We start from the raw sequence: 18,106 nt of genomic DNA on the forward strand, positions 1-18,106 counted from the left end.
TCATGCGCTCTTGAACTTTCCCCGCCACACCAGGACCGCGAAGAACGGGGCGCCGAGGAGAGCGACGAGGACGCCCGCGTCCAGCTCCCCCGGCCGCACCACGACGCGTCCCACGATGTCGCAGACCAGAAGGACGACCGCGCCGAGCAGGCCCGCGTACGGCACCAGCCAGCGGTAGTCGGGCCCGGCCAGATAGCGGGCCAGGTGCGCCACCATCAGCCCGAGGAAGGCGATGGGGCCGCACGCCGCCGTGGCCGCGCCCGCCATCAGGGTGATGGCGATGATGCCGACGATCCGGATCAGCGTGATGTTCACGCCCAGTCCCCGCGCCACGTCGTCGCCCAGGTTGAGCAGGTTGACGGAGGGCAGGGTGGCCAGTGCCAGCACCAGCCCGACCACGATGAAGGCGGTCACCGGCCAGATGACGTCGAAGCCGACGCCGGCCACCGACCCCGCGTTCCAGAACCGCAGGGCGTTCAGCGCCGCCTTGTCCGACAGCGCGACCGCCGTCGTCATCGCCATCAGGAACACCGTGACCCCCTGCCCGGCCAGAGCGAGCGTCAGCGGATTGCCCGCGCCCCGGCCGATGCTCGACAGCCCGAACACCACGACACCGGCGAGCGCGGCGCCCAGGAAGGCGAACCAGACGTACTCGAACGGGTCGGTGAGCCCGAGCAGGGCGATCGCCGACACCACGGCGAAGGAGGCGCCGGTGTTCACCCCGAGCAGACCGGTGTCCGCGATGGGGTTGCGCGTATAGCCCTGGATCAGCGCCCCTCCGACGCCCAGGGCGATGCCCGCCACGATCGCGAGGACCGTACGGGGCACCCGTACCGTCTGCATGATGAGCCGGGCTTCGGAGAGCTTCTGATCGGGATCCGGGTCCGCGAAGAGCCCGTGCCAGGCCTCGGCGGGGCTGAGCGCCCGCGCACCGACCGCGAGGGACACCACGGCGGCGACCGCCAGGACCGCGAGGGTGGCGCCCAGACCCACGATCCGCCGCCGCCTGGCCTGCGCGACGACCCGGGAAGGCGCCGTGCGTTCGACCGCGGGCGGGCCGCCCGCGGGGCGGCGAATACCAGTGGGCACGGACGTTCCTTCTTCGTGGGGCAACTGGTTGCACACTACTGCCGTGCCCCGGGAGCGTGAACGCCCGGGAGCACGGCAGCGGAGGGGTGGGGACCGGTCAGACGGCCGGCTGGCGGGCTCCGCCGGCGGCGCCCCCGGCGACCGGACGGGCCTGGCCGGGCACGGTCTTGGGGTTCCGGTCGAGGATCGAGTCGAGTATCTCCCCGACCCGTACCGCGGTGTTGGACAGCAGGGAGGAGGTGATGCCGTGCGTGTGCTCGGTTCCGCCCTGGAGGTAGATGCCGCAGCTCAGTTCGAGGTCGGTCGACACCCGATAGTCGCGCTCGACGCGGACCCGGCCCTGGTCGTCGCGGTGGCAGCGGTCGGCGACCTCGCCGAGCAGCCCCAGGCCGTCGGCCTGCTGGTAGCCGGTGGCGCACACCACGACGTCGGCGTCGAGCACGCTCTCCTCGCCGGTGACGAGCGACTTGATCGTGGCGCGGACCCCGTCGGCCGTCTCCTCCACGCCCGTCAGGCGCGAGACGTTCAGGAAGCGGAGCCGCTCGGTGCCGAGCACCTTCTCCTGGTAGGACTGCCGGTACAGGTCGTCGATGAGGTCGATGTCGACCACGGAGTAGTTGGTGTTGCCGTGGTAGCCCATCAGCCGCTGCTTCACGTCCTCCGGGGCGGTGAAGTACTCGTCCACCGCCTGCGGGTCGAAGATGCGGTTGGCGAAGCTGCTGTCGTCCGCCGGGCTGTAGCCGTAGCGGGAGAAGACCGCGCAGACCTCGGCCTGCGGGAAGCGGCGGTGCAGGTAGGCCACGTTCTCGGCGGCGCTCTGACCGGCGCCGACCACGACGAAGCGGGTGGGCTCGCCGCCCTCCAGGCCGTCGATCTTCTTCAGCAGGTCGGTGTTGTGCCAGACGTGGTCGGTCCGCTCGACGCCCTCCGGCATGACCGGACGCAGCCCGGTGGAGATGACGAGGTTGCGGGCACGGTGGACGACGACCTCGTCGCCGGAGCGCGCCGTCACGTCGAGGTACTCCACGACGCCGTCGCGCACCACGGGCTCGACGGAGACGACCTGGTGGCCGTACGAGACCATGTCGTCGACCTTGGCGGCGGCCCACTCGAGGTAGTCGTGGAACTCGACCCGGAGCGGGAACAGGTTCTTGTGGTTGACGAAGTCGATCAGCCGGCCCTTCTCCTGCAGGTAGCAGAGGAAGCTGTATTCGCTGGTCGGGTTCCGGAGCGTCACCAGGTCCTTCATGAAGGACACTTGCATCGTCGCGTCGTCGATGAGCATCCCGCGGTGCCACCCGAACCGGGGCTGCTGCTCGAAGAAGTGGGCGGTGACCGCCTCTTGCCTTCCGACGCGCACGTTGTGCTCGCTGAGCGCGATCGCCATGGCGACGTTCGACGGCCCGAAGCCGATACCGATCAGGTCGTGGATCAGTGGTGCGTCGCCAGGAAGAGCCTGTGACATGTCACTCCCATTGGTGCGGGACAGCCGCCTGCCAGGCGTCGTGTCAGGGGTGGGGGAAAGGGGGAGTCCAGGCGCACCGGTGACCGGCAGCCGAGTGGAACTTAGGTAAAGCTAACCTGATCCAGACGGCCTGTCGACCAGACAAACCGGACAACAAGCCCGCACTCGGGTCAATCAAGCCCAGAATCGGGGTTGTTGCGCCGTTAGGTAAGCCTTGCTTTACTTGCCTTTGCTCATTCGCTCTCCCGAGGAGGAACCCCGATGCGGGTCGTCATGTTCGGCTATCAGACCTGGGGCCATCGCACCCTGAAGGCGCTCCTGGACTCCGAGCACGACGTCGTCATGGTCGTGACCCACCCCAAGAGCGAGCACGCCTACGAGAAGATCTGGAGCGACTCGGTCGCCGACCTCGCCGAGGAGCACGGCGTCCCGGTCGTCATCCGCAACCGCCCCGACGACGAGGAGCTGTTCCAGCAGCTCAAGGAAGCCGACGCGGACATCCTCGTCGCGAACAACTGGCGCACCTGGATCCCGCCGCGCATCTACACGCTCCCCCGGCACGGCACGCTCAACATCCACGACTCCCTCCTCCCCAAGTACGCGGGCTTCTCCCCCCTCATCTGGGCCCTCATCAACGGCGAGCCCGAAGTCGGCGTCACGGCGCACATGATGGACGAGGTCCTCGACGCCGGCGACATCGTCATGCAGCGCTCGATCCCCGTCGGCCCGACGGACACGACCACGGACCTGTTCCACAAGACGGTCGACCTGATCGCCCCGGTGACGATCGCCGCCCTCGACCTCATCGCGTCCGGCCGGACGGAGTTCACGAAGCAGGACCGCTCCCAGGCCACCTTCTTCCACAAGAGGGCCGAAGAGGACATCCGCATCGACTGGTCCTGGCCCGCGGAAACCCTGGAACGCCTGATCCGCGCCCAGTCGGCCCCGTACCCGGCCGCCTTCACCTTCCACAAGGGCAAGCGCCTGGAGATCCTGACGTCCGTCGTCTCCGAGGGCCGCTACGGCGGCACCCCGGGCCGCATCTTCTACCGCGAGGGCGAAGGCGTGGTCATAGTCGCCGGCGCGGACGCCCGCACGGGCCAGAACCACGGCCTGTCCATCACGAGCGTCCGCACGGAAGACGGCACGGAACTCCCGGCCACCACCTACTTCAAGTCCATGGGCGGCTACCTCACTTCCCGCCCCTGACCCCCTAAAACCCCGGCCCGCCCCGGACGGTCCCCGGGCGGGCCGGCCTCGCGTGCCGCGCCGCACGGCCGGCTCCCCGCCATTCGGCACACAGACGGAAAACCCAAGAGGGTGGCTTCCCGGATTCCCCGGGAAGCCACCCTCTTGTCGTGCATCAGAATGAATCACTCACCGGGAAGCCACGACGGAGCAAAGGAAATCAATTCCTCGTCCGTAACGCCACCTTCGGTCCAACTCAGCAATTCAAGCTTCTGCTTTACCGACCATCCATACTCTTTCCCAAGAGCGGATGCCGCGTTGATTTTCCTACCGCCATTCTCCCCGAATTCTCGAAGGAAGCCGGCTATGTCGATGATCGACGCACCCGCTCGCTGCAGTCGGCGCGCTTCTGCGACCCAGTCGTCCGTAGTCACCGTCACACCCCTCAGGGTCTCGTGAAGATCGGCTCAACCTTGGAATAGTTCCCAGGTTCACCGATAAGGCGAAGTGATTGCAGGTTGCTGAAGCCGCTTCTCGTTGCCAGCTTCCCTGTCCAAGTTTCGAGGATCGCTGCTTCCGGCGCCATGCCACCACCTGTGAGCGTATTGAAGGTGGCCCTGTTCTCTTCAATGAGGTTGCCATTGATGGACGTGACTCGATCGCCGAAATGATCAAGCGCCTTGTTGAACAGGACGATACCCCTCACAGGGCTCTGCTTTGTCACCCCGGCAAGCATCGTCATGGTTCCATTGTCGTCGATTTCCGCCTCGAAGAGGCTATCCGACCCCTCGTGCTCCCACGAATATTTGTTCTCGCCGAGCGTCTCGGTACCACAGTTGTGAACGAGAACCGGGGTGGATTCCGCCAGCACATAGTACGTGTGCAGGTCCGACACCGTGAGGTTGTGCACGGTGGCGCTTGCGGCGGTCTGGGGCTTGGCCGCGGTGATCTGTACGCGGGTACCCGCGCCGGTCTGGAGCCACTGGCCCTGCTTCAGGTCCGCGGCGTCGATCCACTCACCGAGTTCCGGGACCCAGAACGGGTGACCGTCGGTCGCGGTGACCTCGGCGGTCTTCGAGCCCGCATCCCCGTCGATGTCGATCGTGATCGTGACGAGGTGCTTGAGACCCTCGCCCTTGATCTGCGCGGTGACCGTCTCGACGCGGGTTTCCCCGGTCTTGGGGTCGGTCGCGAGGATCTTGTCGCCGGTCTCGACCTTCTCGATCGCCTTCACGGATCCGTCGGCCATCAGCACCTTCGTGCCGGGCACGAAGCTGTTGCTGGCAACGGAGCAGGAACCGCCGCCGTCGGCCTTGCCCGAGCCGCCGCTTCCGCTGGACCCGCCCTTGCTGCGGGCGGAGCCTCCGGAGGAGCCACCCGGCTTGCTCCCGCCGGCCTTGGGCTTGCCACCGCCCGAGTGAGTGGAGGCCTTCGGGGCGGCCTTGGCCTGGGCCTGCTTCTGGACGGGGTTACCCGTCTTCTTCTTCGCCGCCGCGGCTGCGTCGGCCGTTCTCTTGGCTTCTTCGGCGGCCTTCTTCTTGGCCCGTTGCGCGGCCTCCTTCTTGGCCTTCTCGATCGCCGCCTTCTTGGCTTGCAGAGCCGCCGCCTCGGCGGCCTTCGCCGCCTTCAGCACGGCCTCGGCGGCGACCTTCGCCGCCTTGAACGCCTGGATGGCGCCGATGGTGCGGTCGACGGCCCTGAGGACCGACGGGATCTTGCTGATCTTCGTCCAGGGAATGGCGCCGACGATGAGGCCGGCGCAGGACCACAGGTCACCGCCGAAGCAGGCCATGGCGTCGTTGATGCCGATGAAGTCCTTCAGCGTCTCCCAGGCCACGGCGAGGATGACGGAGCCGAGGGACTTGCCCTGCATCGCCTGGGCCTGGGCGACCTGCGCCTCCGACAGACCCGCGCCGGACAGGGCCGCCGACCGCTCGGAAGCGGTCAGTTCGATCGAGAGACCCGACGGGTCGGAGAAGGTGACCGGGTTGTTGTGGGAGTACGTGTACCCGTTGGACTGCAGCGGGTCGTTCAGGTCTTGGATCGGGTCGGCCGACAGGAAGCGGCCGACGACCGGGTCGTAGAGCCTGGCGCCCAGCGGCTGGAAGCCGGAGGAGTCGCTGCGGTCCTTGCCCAGGAACCCCTTGCCGGTCTGGATGTTCTGACCGGCCGTGTCGGCGCCCCGCTGGTTGCCGTACGGGTCCTGCTTGCGGACCCGTACCGCCTGGCCGGCGGCAAGGGCGACCTCCGTGTAGATGCTGCCCTGGTGGTCCATCGCCAGCGCCGTGAGGGCGTCGCCACCGTTGCCGTTGGCGTAGCGGAGCACCGCGCCGCCGGGGGCGGAGTAGGTGCGCTCGGTGCGGACCAGGACACCGCCCTGCTGGGTGGTGATCTGCGATTCGCCCAGGTTCAGCGTCGCCTGCTTGCCCTGGATGGTCAGCAGGGTGGAACCGTCGGGGCCGTAAATGTGACGGGTGTCGTCCTGCGGCAGCCACTGCTGTGCGGCCTGCGCCGCGTCACAGGTGGCCAGGACGATCGGGGTCGCGTTGACGTTCGCCGCGCCCTGCACCGCGAGGCACAGACCGGAGGCGTTGTGGGTCAGTTGTCCCGAGGCGTTGCGCTTCAGCTGCTGCGCGGCGGAGCCGTTGCACTTCTGCAACTGCGCGGCCGAGCCCGCCGTGTTCCCGGTCGGCTGGACACACCACGTGTCGTAGACCTGAAGGGTGCCGAGCTTGGCGTCCGCCTGGCCCGGGACCGGGTCGAAGTGCCACTTCTGTGCCACGGTGCCGTTGCACGCGTACAGCTGGATGGCGGTGGCGGCGACCGCGAGACCGGACTTGAGGTCGAGGCACTTCTGGCCGAGACCCACGTACGGGGTCTTGCCGCCCGAGCCCTGGCCCGTGATCCGATCGATCTTGCCGTCGTAGGTCCAGGTCAGGTCCTGCTTGTCGCCGTTCTGGACCGAGGTGACGGACTTGGTCTGGCCGGTCAGCTCGTGGAGACGCGTGGCCTCGGCCGTGATCTGCGCGCCGGCCGGGGTCGTGTACTTCTTCGTGACCTTGGTCAGCGTGCCCGGCTGGTCCTTCGCCGCGTTCTTGCCGTAGTCGTAGGTGGTGACGGCGTCCTTCGCCGTGTCACCCGCGAGGTTGCGCTCGGTCAGCTTGGTGCGGTTGCCGCGCAGGTCGTACTCGTAGTCCTGCCAGTAGCCGGATCCGTCCTTGCCCGCGACGACGTTCATGGTGCCGTCGGTGTTCTTGGGGCCGGCGCACTTCGTCTGGTCCTTCGAGGTCCAGGCCGACTTCAGCTGACCCAGCGGGTCATAGGTGAAGCACTGGCGCTCCTCGATCCCTACGGACTTCTCCTGGATCGAGGTGACGTTGCCCGCCGGGTCGTAGGCGTACGCCCGGTTCGAGACCAGGTTGCCGCCCACCAGGCTGGCGGTGTTCTGCTCCCGGTGGACCGACTGCTCCTTGAGCTCACCGCTGGACTCGTCGAACGAGTTCTGCGTCCAGACGCGGTAGGGCTGGGCGCCCAGCGTCGAGCGGAGCACCTGGCCGTACGGGGAGTAGACCGTCTCGGAGCCGTACCAGTCCTTGCCGGAGACGGAGAGCGGCTGCCCGTTGTCGTTGTAGCGGACGACCAGCTTCTCGGCGTCCAGCGCGCCGACCGCCGGAAGCTGCGCGTCCTGGAGCACGCCGGAGTCGGTGTAGTTGTAGCTGTAGCTGTAGTCCTTGGCGAAGCCCCAGGTGTCGGCTATCTGCTGCGGGATCGACAGGGTGGTCGAGGTCGGCTGGTAGTCCTTGGTGAAGCCGTTGACCTTCTGGGTGTACGCCAGGCCGTCGGTGTAGCGGGTGGCGGTGGAGGGCATGCCCTTGCCGCCCGGGGCGGTGTCGTACGAGAAGTCGGCCAGCAGCGTGCCGGCGGAGTCGTTCAGGCGCTGCTGCTTGGGCCGCGACAGCTCGTCGTAGCCGTTCCAGACCTTCACACCACGAGCGTTGGTGGTCGTCAGGACACGGTCGCGGTGGTCGTACTCGTTGCGCGTGACACCCGTGTCGGGGTCGGTCGCGGTCACCATCCGGCCGCGGTGGTCGTACGACCAGCTCCACGGGTGGTCCGTGTCCGCCGAGTTGGTGGCCTTCGACTGCCGGCCGGCGGCGTCGTACTCGTGCTTCACGGAGGTGTAGCCGCCGGGCGCGGCGGGGTTGAAGGTGTCCGTGCGCGTGGTGCGACCCAGGGCGTCGGTGAAGACCCGGTAGGTCGAGGCCCCTTGCGGGTTGATGATCTTCGACCAGTCCGCTCCGTACTCGTAGCGGGTGGCCCGCTCCGGGTACTCCTTGGACGAGGTCGCCTTGGTCTGCGGGTCCACGTACTTCATGTACGGGGTCTCGGCCAGGACGCGGCCGAGGCCGTCGTAGGTGTAGCGGGTGATGTTGGGTATCGCAGTGTCGGCGAGCGGCTTGAAGAGCTCGCCGATCTTCGCTTCCTTGGTGAGGTAGGCGTTGTTGGTCTGCCACACCTCACCGGAGCTGTTGTACAGGGTGTCGGTGACCAGATAGCCGCCACCGCTCTCCGGCTCCTCCATCGACTGACGCTCGCGGCCGAGGCCGTCGTAGAGCGTCACCGAGGTCTCGATCCGGTCGTCGTGACCGCGCCCGTACGTGACGACGTACGGAGGCTTGCGGATCTTCTGGGTGGCGTCGTCCGGGTCGGTCTCCTCGGCCGGGATCGTGTACTCGGCCCGGAAGTCGGGCACCGAGGACGGCGAGGGGGTACGGCCGGGGGCCCATGCCTCTGCCATCCTGCCCAGCGGGTCGAACGTGGCGTTGCTGACCAGGCCGTTGGCGTCGGTCGTCTTCAGCGTGACCGCGCGGCCCGGCTCCAGCTCCTGCACCTGGGTGTGGCCGACGGAGTTCGCCTGGGTGACCTTGAAGACCTGCCCGGTCGGCGGGTCGAAGGCGATGGTCGAGGACTTGCCGTCCGGGTCGGTCTTCCGGATCACCCGGCCGATGGCGTCGAAGCCGGTCGTGCCGTTGCTCTGGAAGCCGCTGCCGTCGCCCTTCAGCGACCAGGACTCGGTCGCCAGACCGCGCGTGGTGGCGGACAGGGCGGTGCCGTAGGCCGTGCCGTCGTAGGAGGTGCGGGAAGCACCGCTCAGCGTCGAAAGGTTGGTGAAGTTCGCCGCCGCGCAGGTGCTCGCGGAGACCAGGACCTGCTTGGACAGGCCGATGATGTTCTTGCCGGTGTGGTGCAGGTATTCGGACTTGGTGCAGGACTCGTCACCGGGCTTGTCGATGTCGCCCAGGGACTCCACCTGCGTGGGCAGGCCGTACGTCGACTCGTAGGTCGTCTTCGTGCGGACCTCGCGCAGGGTGCGCGCGTCGTCCGCATTGGTGCCCGAAGACTTCGTGTACGCGACCTCCTCCGGCTCCGTGACGCGCCAGGCCTTCAGCGGGTCCAGGCCGTCGTCGCGGTTGCGCTTGCCGAGTTCGGTGGCCTCGGGGACGGTGATGCTCCGGGTCAGCCAGGCGGTGTCGGCATCCGTCGCGTAGGTGTAGCTGAGTTCCTCGGAGACGCGGCCGGCGAAGGCCTCGCGGTCGTAGACCGTGGAGCCGTCCGAAGACTTGATCGCGTTTCCGTGGACGTCCTTGACCGGGACGGTGTCGCCCATGCCGCGGAAGTAGCGGGTGACGGCCTTGGACTGCTTGCTGCCGATCGCCGCGTCTTCGACACCGGTGATGACGGTGGTCTGCTCGGCGCCCGCGAATTGCGAGTACGTCCGGGTCGACTTCTTGCTGAATTCGGATTCGGCGAGCTTCCAGGCCGGGTTCTTGTACGCGTAGGCCGTTTTGGTGGGGTACGCGCCTTCGACGTTCGGGAGTTCCTCGATCGAGTCGACCACGTACTTGTGGAACCAGTCGATGTCCTCGACCTCGGGGTCCGGGTTCCAGAACGACGGGTAGCAGAGGCGGTTGTTCGCCTTGAGTGCAGCCGTGTCCGTCTTGCCGGGGAGCTGGCCGCTCAGGCAGTCGCCGACCAGGGGCTTGTACGTGACGACCGTGTCGCCGCCGTACTCGTTGGTGACGCGCGCGATGCGCAGCCGGGAGAAGCCCGGGCGCTGCGGGTTGACCGCCTTGACGCGGTTCGGCATGTCTTCGGTGTTCGACTCGAACCGGACCGGGTTCAGCTTGACGCTGGCGTCGGTGGAGCCGTTGCGGGCGTACCCGGTGCGCTGGATGGACTCCAGCCACAGGGCGGTGTTCGGACCGGTCTTCAGCTCGGCGAAGCTCTGCTTCAGCTGGTAGACGTCCACGACCTGGCGGGCGGTGGTGTCGGTCCGGCGCTGGGACGAGGTCGTGATCTTGTCGAGGCGCTTGCGGGTCCAGAAGGTCGGACCGGCGTTCCAGCACTTCTTGCCGGATTCACAGCGCAGGTCGGCCGGGGTGTCGAACCAGGGCCGGTACTGGCCGGGGTCCTTCGACTTGAAGTTGTCCTCGGTGCAGGCGACGCTGCCGACGGTGTAGCAGCGCTCGGCGACGCTGAAACCGATGCGCGCCGGGGCCTCGGTACTGAAGATGCTGTCGCGGCGCTGACCGTAGTCGATGCGGGACAGGTAGCCGTCGCGGTCGTAGACGACCGGCGCCTTGAAGTTGAAGTTGCGGGCGTAGTAGTTCTGGTCCTTCTTCCACCACAGCGTCATGGCGTTGTTGTGGATGTCCTCGACGTAGTCGAGGCTCCAGCGCCAGCCCTGGGTGCAGTAGGAGTTCTTCCAGTCGCCCGCTTGGTAGCAGTCCTCGCCTGCGTGGTTGCCGTAGACCGGGACCGTGAGGACGGAGTCCGTGGTCGGGTCGTCGGCGGCCGAGCCGTTGTCCGACCAGCCGGGCAGCCTGTTCAGGCCGAAGTGGTAGCGGGTGCCGTCCTTGGTGGTGACGACCCAGTACTCACCGTCCTTGGCGCCGTTGCCCGTGGCCTGGCCGGTGAGGCGCTCGACCTTCGAGCCGTCGCCGTTGGCGGTGAACCACTTGCTCTTGGTCTCGTCCCACACCAGCTCGGTGGTCATGCCGCCGAGGGAGAGGGTGGCATTGTCCGAGCCCCAGCAGAGGTCCGCGGTGCGGTGGGTGGCGTTGTTGGAGCCGGCCTTCTTGGAGTCCTGGCGGCAGTTGGCGTACGTACGGGTGATGGAGCCCGCGTTGTAGTCCCAGCCGTCACCGATCCAGGAGGCCTGGTTGTTCGTCGAGCTGGTGCGACCGTCGACGGACTGGGAGGAGTACGACAGTCCGACCTTCGGCATCAGGCCGCCGGCCGTCTCCGGGGTCTGCACCTGGTACGAGTACGTGAAGGCACCCGAGGAGGAGCCGGCCGACCAGGCACCCGAGGACAGCAGCGGGGAGGCCGTGAAGTCACCCTGCACGGAGGAGCCGGTGTCGAGCATGCCGACCGCGGAGCCGCCGGCCGCGTTGGCGGCGGGCTGGATGCCGTCGGCCAGCATCGCCTGGCGGGCCTCGCCGGAGGTGAAGCCCTCACCGAGCAGGCCGGACACCGGCACGGTGCCGGTGACGATCTTGCGGGTGGGGGCGCCCTTCGCGGCGGTGCTCCGGGTGGGAGCTTCCTTCGCCGGGACCGTCTCCACGGTGGAGCTCAGGCGCTCGAAGGTGTCCGAGGCGGACTTGCCCGACATGGTCTGGATGCCGCCGCCCTCGGCGCACTCGCCCGCGTTGGGGTCGGAGTACACGCACTCGGGCAGCAGCATCAGGCCGAAGCGGTCGGCTGCCTGCGGCCCGTAGAGGTCGGCGAAGCCGGTGGTGTCGACGGTGAGGGACACCTCGGCGGCCGGGTCGGCGGTGGCCGGCGGGGTCAGCTTCATGACCAGGCCCGACACACCCGCGTCCTGCGAGGTGGACGGCGGGGCGAGGTCGACCCTCCAGTCACCCGCGACGGTGGCCGGGTCGGTGCCCTCGGGCACTCCGATGGCGATCGGCAGGCCGTTGCTGACGGGAACGGTGGTGCCCGGCTGCGTGGTTGCCGTCAGTGCGGCGTTGCCGCTGCCCGCGGTCCACGCGGTGGTGGCCTTCGGGTCGTAAGGGTCGACCGGCACCTCGGGCGCCGTGGTCAGCTCCTTCTTCGCCCGACTGTCGCCCTCGAGCTCCGCGCTCTTCGGGATGTCCGGAAGGTCGACCGTCGTGGTCGACTCCTCGCGGTTCATACCCGGCCCGGGAGCGGCGAGCGCCTGCCCTCCCAGGCTCGTCACGGTCAGTAGTGAGGACAGCAAAATGACGGTCGCCGTGCGGCTTCGCCGCCGGTGCCGTCGTTGTGACTCCGTCATGGCCAGGCGTCCCCGCCCCAGCCATGACAACGGACCTGCAGCACGCATGCGCGTCGACTCCCACCCTGGCAAACAGACAACAAATGAGGTGCAGAAGCACCAAGCAGAAACACCAAAAGGCACGCGCCTGCCTCAGGCGCGTGCGTGCGCACTCTGCGGCATGGGCGGATGGGGGAGCAAGGAAGGTCGTTCCCGGTTGCGCACGTGTGAAGTGACGTGCCTCACGACCCAGTTCGGCACAGGTGATCACCACTGATGATCTTTCGGAAAAATAGAGTCTCTCCGGACAACAGCGACACCGAGTCGTCCAGACCGCCCCAAGTCGGACATGAAAATTCGATGAACGGAGCGGCCGCCTCCGGGGTTACGGTCCGGTAAAGATTGCAATTGTGGACGTTGCGTGGGGACTGTGTGATCGTGTGTCCGCTCTCTGCCCCGCGGCCTGCCGTCCGGGGCTGGTTGTGCTGTCCTCAATCCATCTGGTTTCACACGGGAGTAGACACCGTGTCCGCGCTGCCATTTCTCAGCCCCTTCGTGCGCACGCGCACACGGCTGTCCTTGACCATCGGCCTGGTGCTGGCCGCCCTCACCGCTGCCCTCTTGCTCTGGTCGCAGCCCGATTCCACGTCCACGACCGCCGGCGGCAAAGCTTCCGACGCCGAACAGGCTTCCACCGGACCGGTCGACGAGGCCGCCGCGGTGGCCAAGTCCCTCAGCAGCGGCGAACCGGTCCTCGTCGACACCGCCACCACGGCCACCGCGCAGACCTGGGCCCTGCCCGACGGGCAGTTCCGCACCCGGACGCACGCCCTTCCGCAGCGCGCGAAGAACGCCGCGGGCAAGTGGGCGCCGATCGACAACACCCTCCGCCGCTCCGAGAAGGCGCCGCGCGGGCTCGGGGTCTCCCCCGCGAACGCGGCCCTGCCGGTGCGCTTCGCGACCGGCGAGGCGTCGAAGGACCGCGCGGACCGCTCGTTCGCCCGTGCCGAGACCCCGGGCGAATCACTGCTCGCCGAGGTCGAGTTCGGCGAGCACACCATCGCCTACACCTGGCCCGGTGCGCTGCCCGTACCCGTGCTCGACGGCCCGCGCGCCCTCTACTCCGAGGTGCTGCCGGGCGTAGACCTGCTGCTCGTGGCGCGCGAGGAGGGCGGCTTCGCCCAGGTCCTCATCGTGAAGACCCCCGAGGCCGCCGCGAACAAGGGCCTCGCACGGGTCGGTTACGGCCTGCGTTCGGCGACCGCCACGTTCCAGAACGACACCGGCAGCAACCGGGTGCAGGTCCTCGACAAGACCGGTGCGGAGATCGGTTCCATACCGACCCCCTTCACCTGGGACTCCAGCGGCCGCGACCCCGAGCTCCCCGAGGGCACCACCACCCGGACCGCCGCCACCACCCCGGCAGAGGTCCTCAAGCTGTCGGGCCTTTCCGGCATCGAGCCCGGCGCGAAGTCCGCGCAGCTCCCGATGACGGTGGAGGGCGACAAGACCGGGACCGCCCGTCTCTCGCTGGACCTCGCCGGGTCCGGGCTGCTCACCGCGAAGGACCTGAAGTTCCCGCTCTTCGTCGACCCGACGATGAACGCGGGCTGGCTGGCGTGGACCACGGCGTACCGCCCGTACCCGAACTCCAGCTTCTACAACGGCACCAACTTCTCCTCCGGCACCTCCGACGCCCGCGTGGGCTACGAGTCGGACACCGGCGGTCTGGGGCGCTCGTTCTGGCGGATGGACTTCGACCCGAAGATGAAGGGCGCCAAGGTCACCAGCGCGACCTTCAAGGTGCTGAACAACCACTCCTGGTCCTGCACCACCCGCGAATTCAAGCTCTACCTGACCGGCACCATCTCCTCCGGCACCACCTGGAACTCACAGCCCTCGTGGGCGACGGAGATGCAGAAGAAGTCCTTCGCGCACGGCTGGTCGACGTCCTGCCCCGACGAGTACGAGGCCTTCAACAACTCCGGCGTCCTCGCGGCCGCCCAGAAGGGCGCCGACAACGGCTGGCCGAACATCACCTTCGGCATGCGTGCCACCAGCGAGTCGGACACCCAGACCTGGCGCAAGTTCCGCGCCACCTCCGCCACGTTCGAGGTGGACTACAACCGTCCGCCGAAGGAGCCGACCGCAGGCACCTCGTCCCCCGGCGGCGCCTGCGTGCCCGGTCCGGGCGGAGGTGTGACGGTCGGCAAGACCAACATCATCCTCAAGGCCACGGCCACGGACGACGACGACAACCTGTCCAAGATCCGCTTCCGCTTCTGGAAGACCGGCGGCACCGTCCCGCCCGGCACCCTCGTCTCCGCACCCGCGGGCGGCGGCACCGTGTCGCTGACGATCCCGGCCACGTTCCCGCTGGAGGACAAGGTCACGTACTCCTGGGACGCCATGGCCCAGGACGCCGCCGGCGCCACTTCGACCAACTATCCGCCGGGCACCGAGCCCTGCCGGATCACCGTCGACGCCTCCGCGCCCCCGCCGCCCACCGTGGACGAGGACACCACCCCGTTCAAGCGGGCCACCTCCGACGGCACCACCTGGGCCACCGTCAAGTTCGGCAGCACCGGACCCATGACCATCACCTCCGAGGGCGCGGCGAAGTTCCGCTACGGCTGGGAGGGCCTCACCTACACCGATGTCACCGCGGTCAACGGCTCGTTCACGGTCCCCGCGCTGAAGCCCCCGCACGCCGGCCCGAACTGGCTGCACCTCTTCGCGCTGGACTCGCTCGGCAACGTCAGCGCGCGCAGCGACTACGGCACCTACGTCCCCCCACGGGACACCGCGGACGGCCCGGGTGACGTCGGTGGCGACGGCATCGCCGACCTGATGGTCATCGATGCCAACGGCAACCTGCTCTCCTACCCGGGCAGCCCGGACGGCGAGCTGTACGGCGGCCTGACCGGCTCGTACACCATGGGCGCCGACGGCAAGCCCGACCTGGCTCCGAAGGCCCCCTGGTGGAACGGCACCAAGCCCGCGCTCATCTCCCACTACGCGGACGTCTACCCCGGCGACGGCACCACCGACCTGTTCGCCGTGGACCCGGACGGAACCTTCTACCTCTACCCCGGTGACGGCTACGGCTCGTTCGACGTGGGCAAGCGGCTCAAGATCCTCCTTCCGTCGAACACGCCCGCTCCCGGCACCTGGGTGTCGATGAAGGCCCTCGGGGACATCACCGGCGACAAGATGACCGATGTCGCCGTGAAGGTCGGCACCCAGTTCTGGCTGCTCTCCGGCTACACCGGAGCCACCTTCCAGAGCGCGACGCTGATGGAGGGCACGGCCTGGGGCCCCCGCGAGATCGTCAACATCGCCGACATCGACCTCGACAACACGCCCGACCTGCTGTGGCGCAGCCTGGACTCCGGAACCATCTACCTCCGGCACGGCAAGCCCGGCTCCGTCGCGGGCAGCGTCGACATCGACTCGCTGAAGCTCGCGGCCAACTCCCGTGAGGGCTCCGACACCTCGTACGGCACCAGCTGGACGCCCGAGAACATCTCGGCGATCGTCGCCATCCCCGACATCAACGGAGACCGGATCCCCGACCTGTGGGTCCGCACCGCCGCCGACGGGAACATCAAGATCTACCACCCGTCCACGACCAACACGAACCCGGCCGTCAAGACGGTGCTCGCGGTGGACTGGCGCGGGATCAAGTCCTTCGGCTGACACCATCGCCCCACGACAGCGGCCCCCCGCCACCGGATTGCGGTGGCGGGGGGCCGCTGTCGTCTATGCACACCGGCACACAGCAGGTCAGGCGTCCTTCGCCACCCGCTCCAGGATCACCACGCACTCCACGTGGTGCGTCGTCAGAAACAAGTGAATCGAAAACAGGTGGAAGATAATTGCAGGTCAGGGCGACGCATGGCTGACTTCGTGACGTAGGTGATGTGCGTTATGGGCGCTGCGTGCGCAAACGTGACGCTGGTTGCCACTTGGAACGGACCTGGTCAGCGGTGGCCGCGGCCTTCTCCTGGCGCGACCAGGGCGAAACGCGCGGCCACGGCGGAGAGCACGGCGAGGGCCGCGAAGAGGTAGGAGTATCCGCCGAGTGAGGTGGGGAGGGCTGCGCTGGCCCAGGGGACCAGGGCGGCTGCGATCTGGCCCGGTGCGCCCACGAGTCCGGAGAGCCGGCCGTATTGAATGGTGCCCCAGCGATCGGTGACAGCTGTGGCCTGAAGCGGAGCCAGGTTGCCCCATGCGACTCCGGCCAGGATCGCGAGGCCCACAAGTAGCGGCATCGGGCCCGGGATGAGGGCAAGTGATGCCGTGGTAGCGCCGCCGAGGGTGACGAGGGCTGCGGTGCGGGTCGTGACGGATATGCGGGAGGAGGAGGCTCGCATAGAGGGTGCGGTCGAGGGTCTGGCCCGCCCCGCCCAGCCCGAGAGCCCAGCCTGCGATCGACGGACTGGCGCCGCGCACCTCGGGGCGACCCGGCGTGGGCGCCACGGTGGCGGACTGCGCCGCCATGCGGCCGGGCCTGCCCGGAACTCCGCCACCAGGCGGAATCTGCCGTCGCACGGATCCGTGACGCTGGGTGGGTCAGCGTCCCTGGCTGTGGTCAGTGTGACTGCCAGGGCTGCCTCCTCGTGCCGCCACTGGCTATCGCTGCCCCAGATCAGTCGATCCGTCCGCCATAGCAGCCACACTCTGGCACCCACCGCGGCTAGGACGACGGCTCCTGCGCGACGTACGGGGCGTATCGAACGTGGTGGCGCCACTATGACGACGGCCTCGCCATCAGGTTCGGCCCGGAGTCGGCGCTTCCGCCCTCCGCCCAAGCGGAGCAAGAGCCGGAGCAATTGCGGACCGCACCCGCTTACGGACCGGTAGATCTGCACTCGGAGCGACTGCCCACCGAGTTCCTCGACATCGGTACCGTCATCTACTTCCTGCGTGAAGTCGTCTGGATGGTCCCCGGCTTCACCGTCGACCAGCGCCACGACCGCCTCCGCGAACTCCACGAGAAATTCCAGGCCGAAGGCCCCTTCCTCGCCCACACTGCCCGCACTCCAGCACTTCGAGGACTTCCCCGCCGACGTCCTGCCCTCCTTCGTCGCCTACGTGATCAAGGACGAGCGCGCCTCCTGGTGGCGCATCTTCGGCCTGGCCGAACTCGCCGTCCTCATTCCACTCGTCGCAGCCGTCGGCCTCCGCTGCGTTGCCTCCACCATGGCCCCCGAGTCCGGTGGCGGCCATAGCCACGGCACCGGTACGGGTGGGAGCGAGACCCAACACGAGGAACCCGCCGTTACCAGCAGCCCGCAGCCCGCGCGGACCAAGCCGTCGGCACCGGCCCGCACCGTTGCCGCCACGCCCGCCGCGGAGCAGCCCACGACGATGGGCACGGGCGCTGACCCGAAGTACTACGTCACCGGAGGCCGCTCGGCGCCGCGGAGCAGCACAGCCAGCAGCCGACCAATGGTGAGCTTCGCATCCTCTCCCCGTCCGGGATCGCGTGTCATCAGCAGGTGGTGGGTCGTGCCGACGAGCGCGAGCGCGATGGTGGCAGCATCGGCGCCCGCGGCCAGCCGACCGCCGCGCTGCTCCGCCTGCAGGTAGAAGGTGAAGGCCTGCTGGATCGCGGCGAACGCTGGTGCGCCGGCCTGAAGGCCTTCCCGGGCGTGCAGCGCAGCCGCGGGGCGTGTCATCGCCAGTCCCACCACCGCAGGAGGCAGAGCGTCCATCAGGACGAGGACGACTTCCTGAAGATTGTCGGCAACCGTCGCCTGGCCCACCTTCGCCTTCAGCGCTTCGGCCTGGCGGGCGCTGCGCGCGAACCGATCCAGGACCAGCTCGGCAACGAACTCGTCCAGGCTGGCGAAGTGCGTGTACAGGACACCTTTGCCGCAGTCAGCCTCCACGGTGATCGCACGGCTGGTCAGGGCCCCTGCGCCGTCGCGGGCCACCACCCGCTCCGCAGCCGCGAACAGCCGCTCGCGCAAGTCGGGAATCGCCACTCCACGAGGTGACACAACTACCCCTTTCCTCAGGCCCATTGCAAGTATGGGCACTCGCCCATACTATTTGGG

The 18,106-nt window shown here is 68.3% G+C and carries 8 protein-coding genes; 2 read left to right on the plus strand and 6 right to left on the minus strand.

Features of this window, described 5'->3' with window-relative positions; all coding sequences use genetic code 11:
• Both OHA37_RS08855 and OHA37_RS08860 read right to left on the minus strand, forming a co-directional pair.
• Positions 1-1,089: a FecCD family ABC transporter permease gene (locus OHA37_RS08855; protein ID WP_443046134.1), complete on the minus strand. Its 1,089-nt coding sequence runs from the start codon at positions 1,087-1,089 to the stop codon at positions 1-3.
• A 97-nt stretch (positions 1,090-1,186) separates the two neighbouring features.
• The gene (locus OHA37_RS08860) at positions 1,187-2,554 is read right to left on the minus strand and encodes a lysine N(6)-hydroxylase/L-ornithine N(5)-oxygenase family protein (RefSeq protein ID WP_266903789.1); all 1,368 of its coding nucleotides are present in this window, start codon (positions 2,552-2,554) and stop codon (positions 1,187-1,189) included.
• 261 nt (positions 2,555-2,815) lie between these two features.
• Here OHA37_RS08860 and OHA37_RS08865 point away from each other — a divergent pair, with 261 nt between their 5' ends.
• On the plus strand, positions 2,816-3,763 hold the full coding sequence (locus OHA37_RS08865; protein WP_266903790.1) for a methionyl-tRNA formyltransferase: 948 nt from the start codon (positions 2,816-2,818) through the stop codon (positions 3,761-3,763).
• Between the two features lie 164 nt (positions 3,764-3,927).
• Here the strand turns inward: OHA37_RS08865 and OHA37_RS08870 are convergent, their stop codons facing one another.
• Positions 3,928-4,176: a hypothetical protein gene (locus tag OHA37_RS08870; protein WP_266903791.1), complete on the minus strand. Its 249-nt coding sequence runs from the start codon at positions 4,174-4,176 to the stop codon at positions 3,928-3,930.
• An 11-nt stretch (positions 4,177-4,187) separates the two neighbouring features.
• Positions 4,188-11,942: a ricin-type beta-trefoil lectin domain protein gene (locus tag OHA37_RS08875; protein ID WP_443046294.1), complete on the minus strand. Its 7,755-nt coding sequence runs from the start codon at positions 11,940-11,942 to the stop codon at positions 4,188-4,190.
• A gap of 654 nt (positions 11,943-12,596) precedes the next feature.
• Here OHA37_RS08875 and OHA37_RS08880 point away from each other — a divergent pair.
• A complete protein-coding gene (locus OHA37_RS08880; protein WP_266903793.1) occupies positions 12,597-15,740 on the plus strand; it encodes a DNRLRE domain-containing protein in 3,144 nt (1,047 codons plus the stop codon).
• 284 nt (positions 15,741-16,024) lie between these two features.
• On the opposite strand, the gene OHA37_RS08885 is transcribed toward OHA37_RS08880, so the two are convergent.
• Together OHA37_RS08885 and OHA37_RS08895 are read right to left on the minus strand one after the other, a co-directional pair.
• Positions 16,025-16,315, minus strand: a complete 291-nt coding sequence (locus tag OHA37_RS08885; protein ID WP_323182319.1) for a hypothetical protein — start codon at positions 16,313-16,315, stop codon at positions 16,025-16,027.
• A gap of 1,125 nt (positions 16,316-17,440) precedes the next feature.
• Positions 17,441-18,049: a TetR/AcrR family transcriptional regulator gene (locus tag OHA37_RS08895; protein ID WP_266912613.1), complete on the minus strand. Its 609-nt coding sequence runs from the start codon at positions 18,047-18,049 to the stop codon at positions 17,441-17,443.
• Positions 18,050-18,106 lie beyond the last annotated feature (57 nt).

It is taken from the genome of Streptomyces sp. NBC_00335 (assembly GCF_036127095.1).
Taxonomy (GTDB): domain Bacteria; phylum Actinomycetota; class Actinomycetes; order Streptomycetales; family Streptomycetaceae; genus Streptomyces.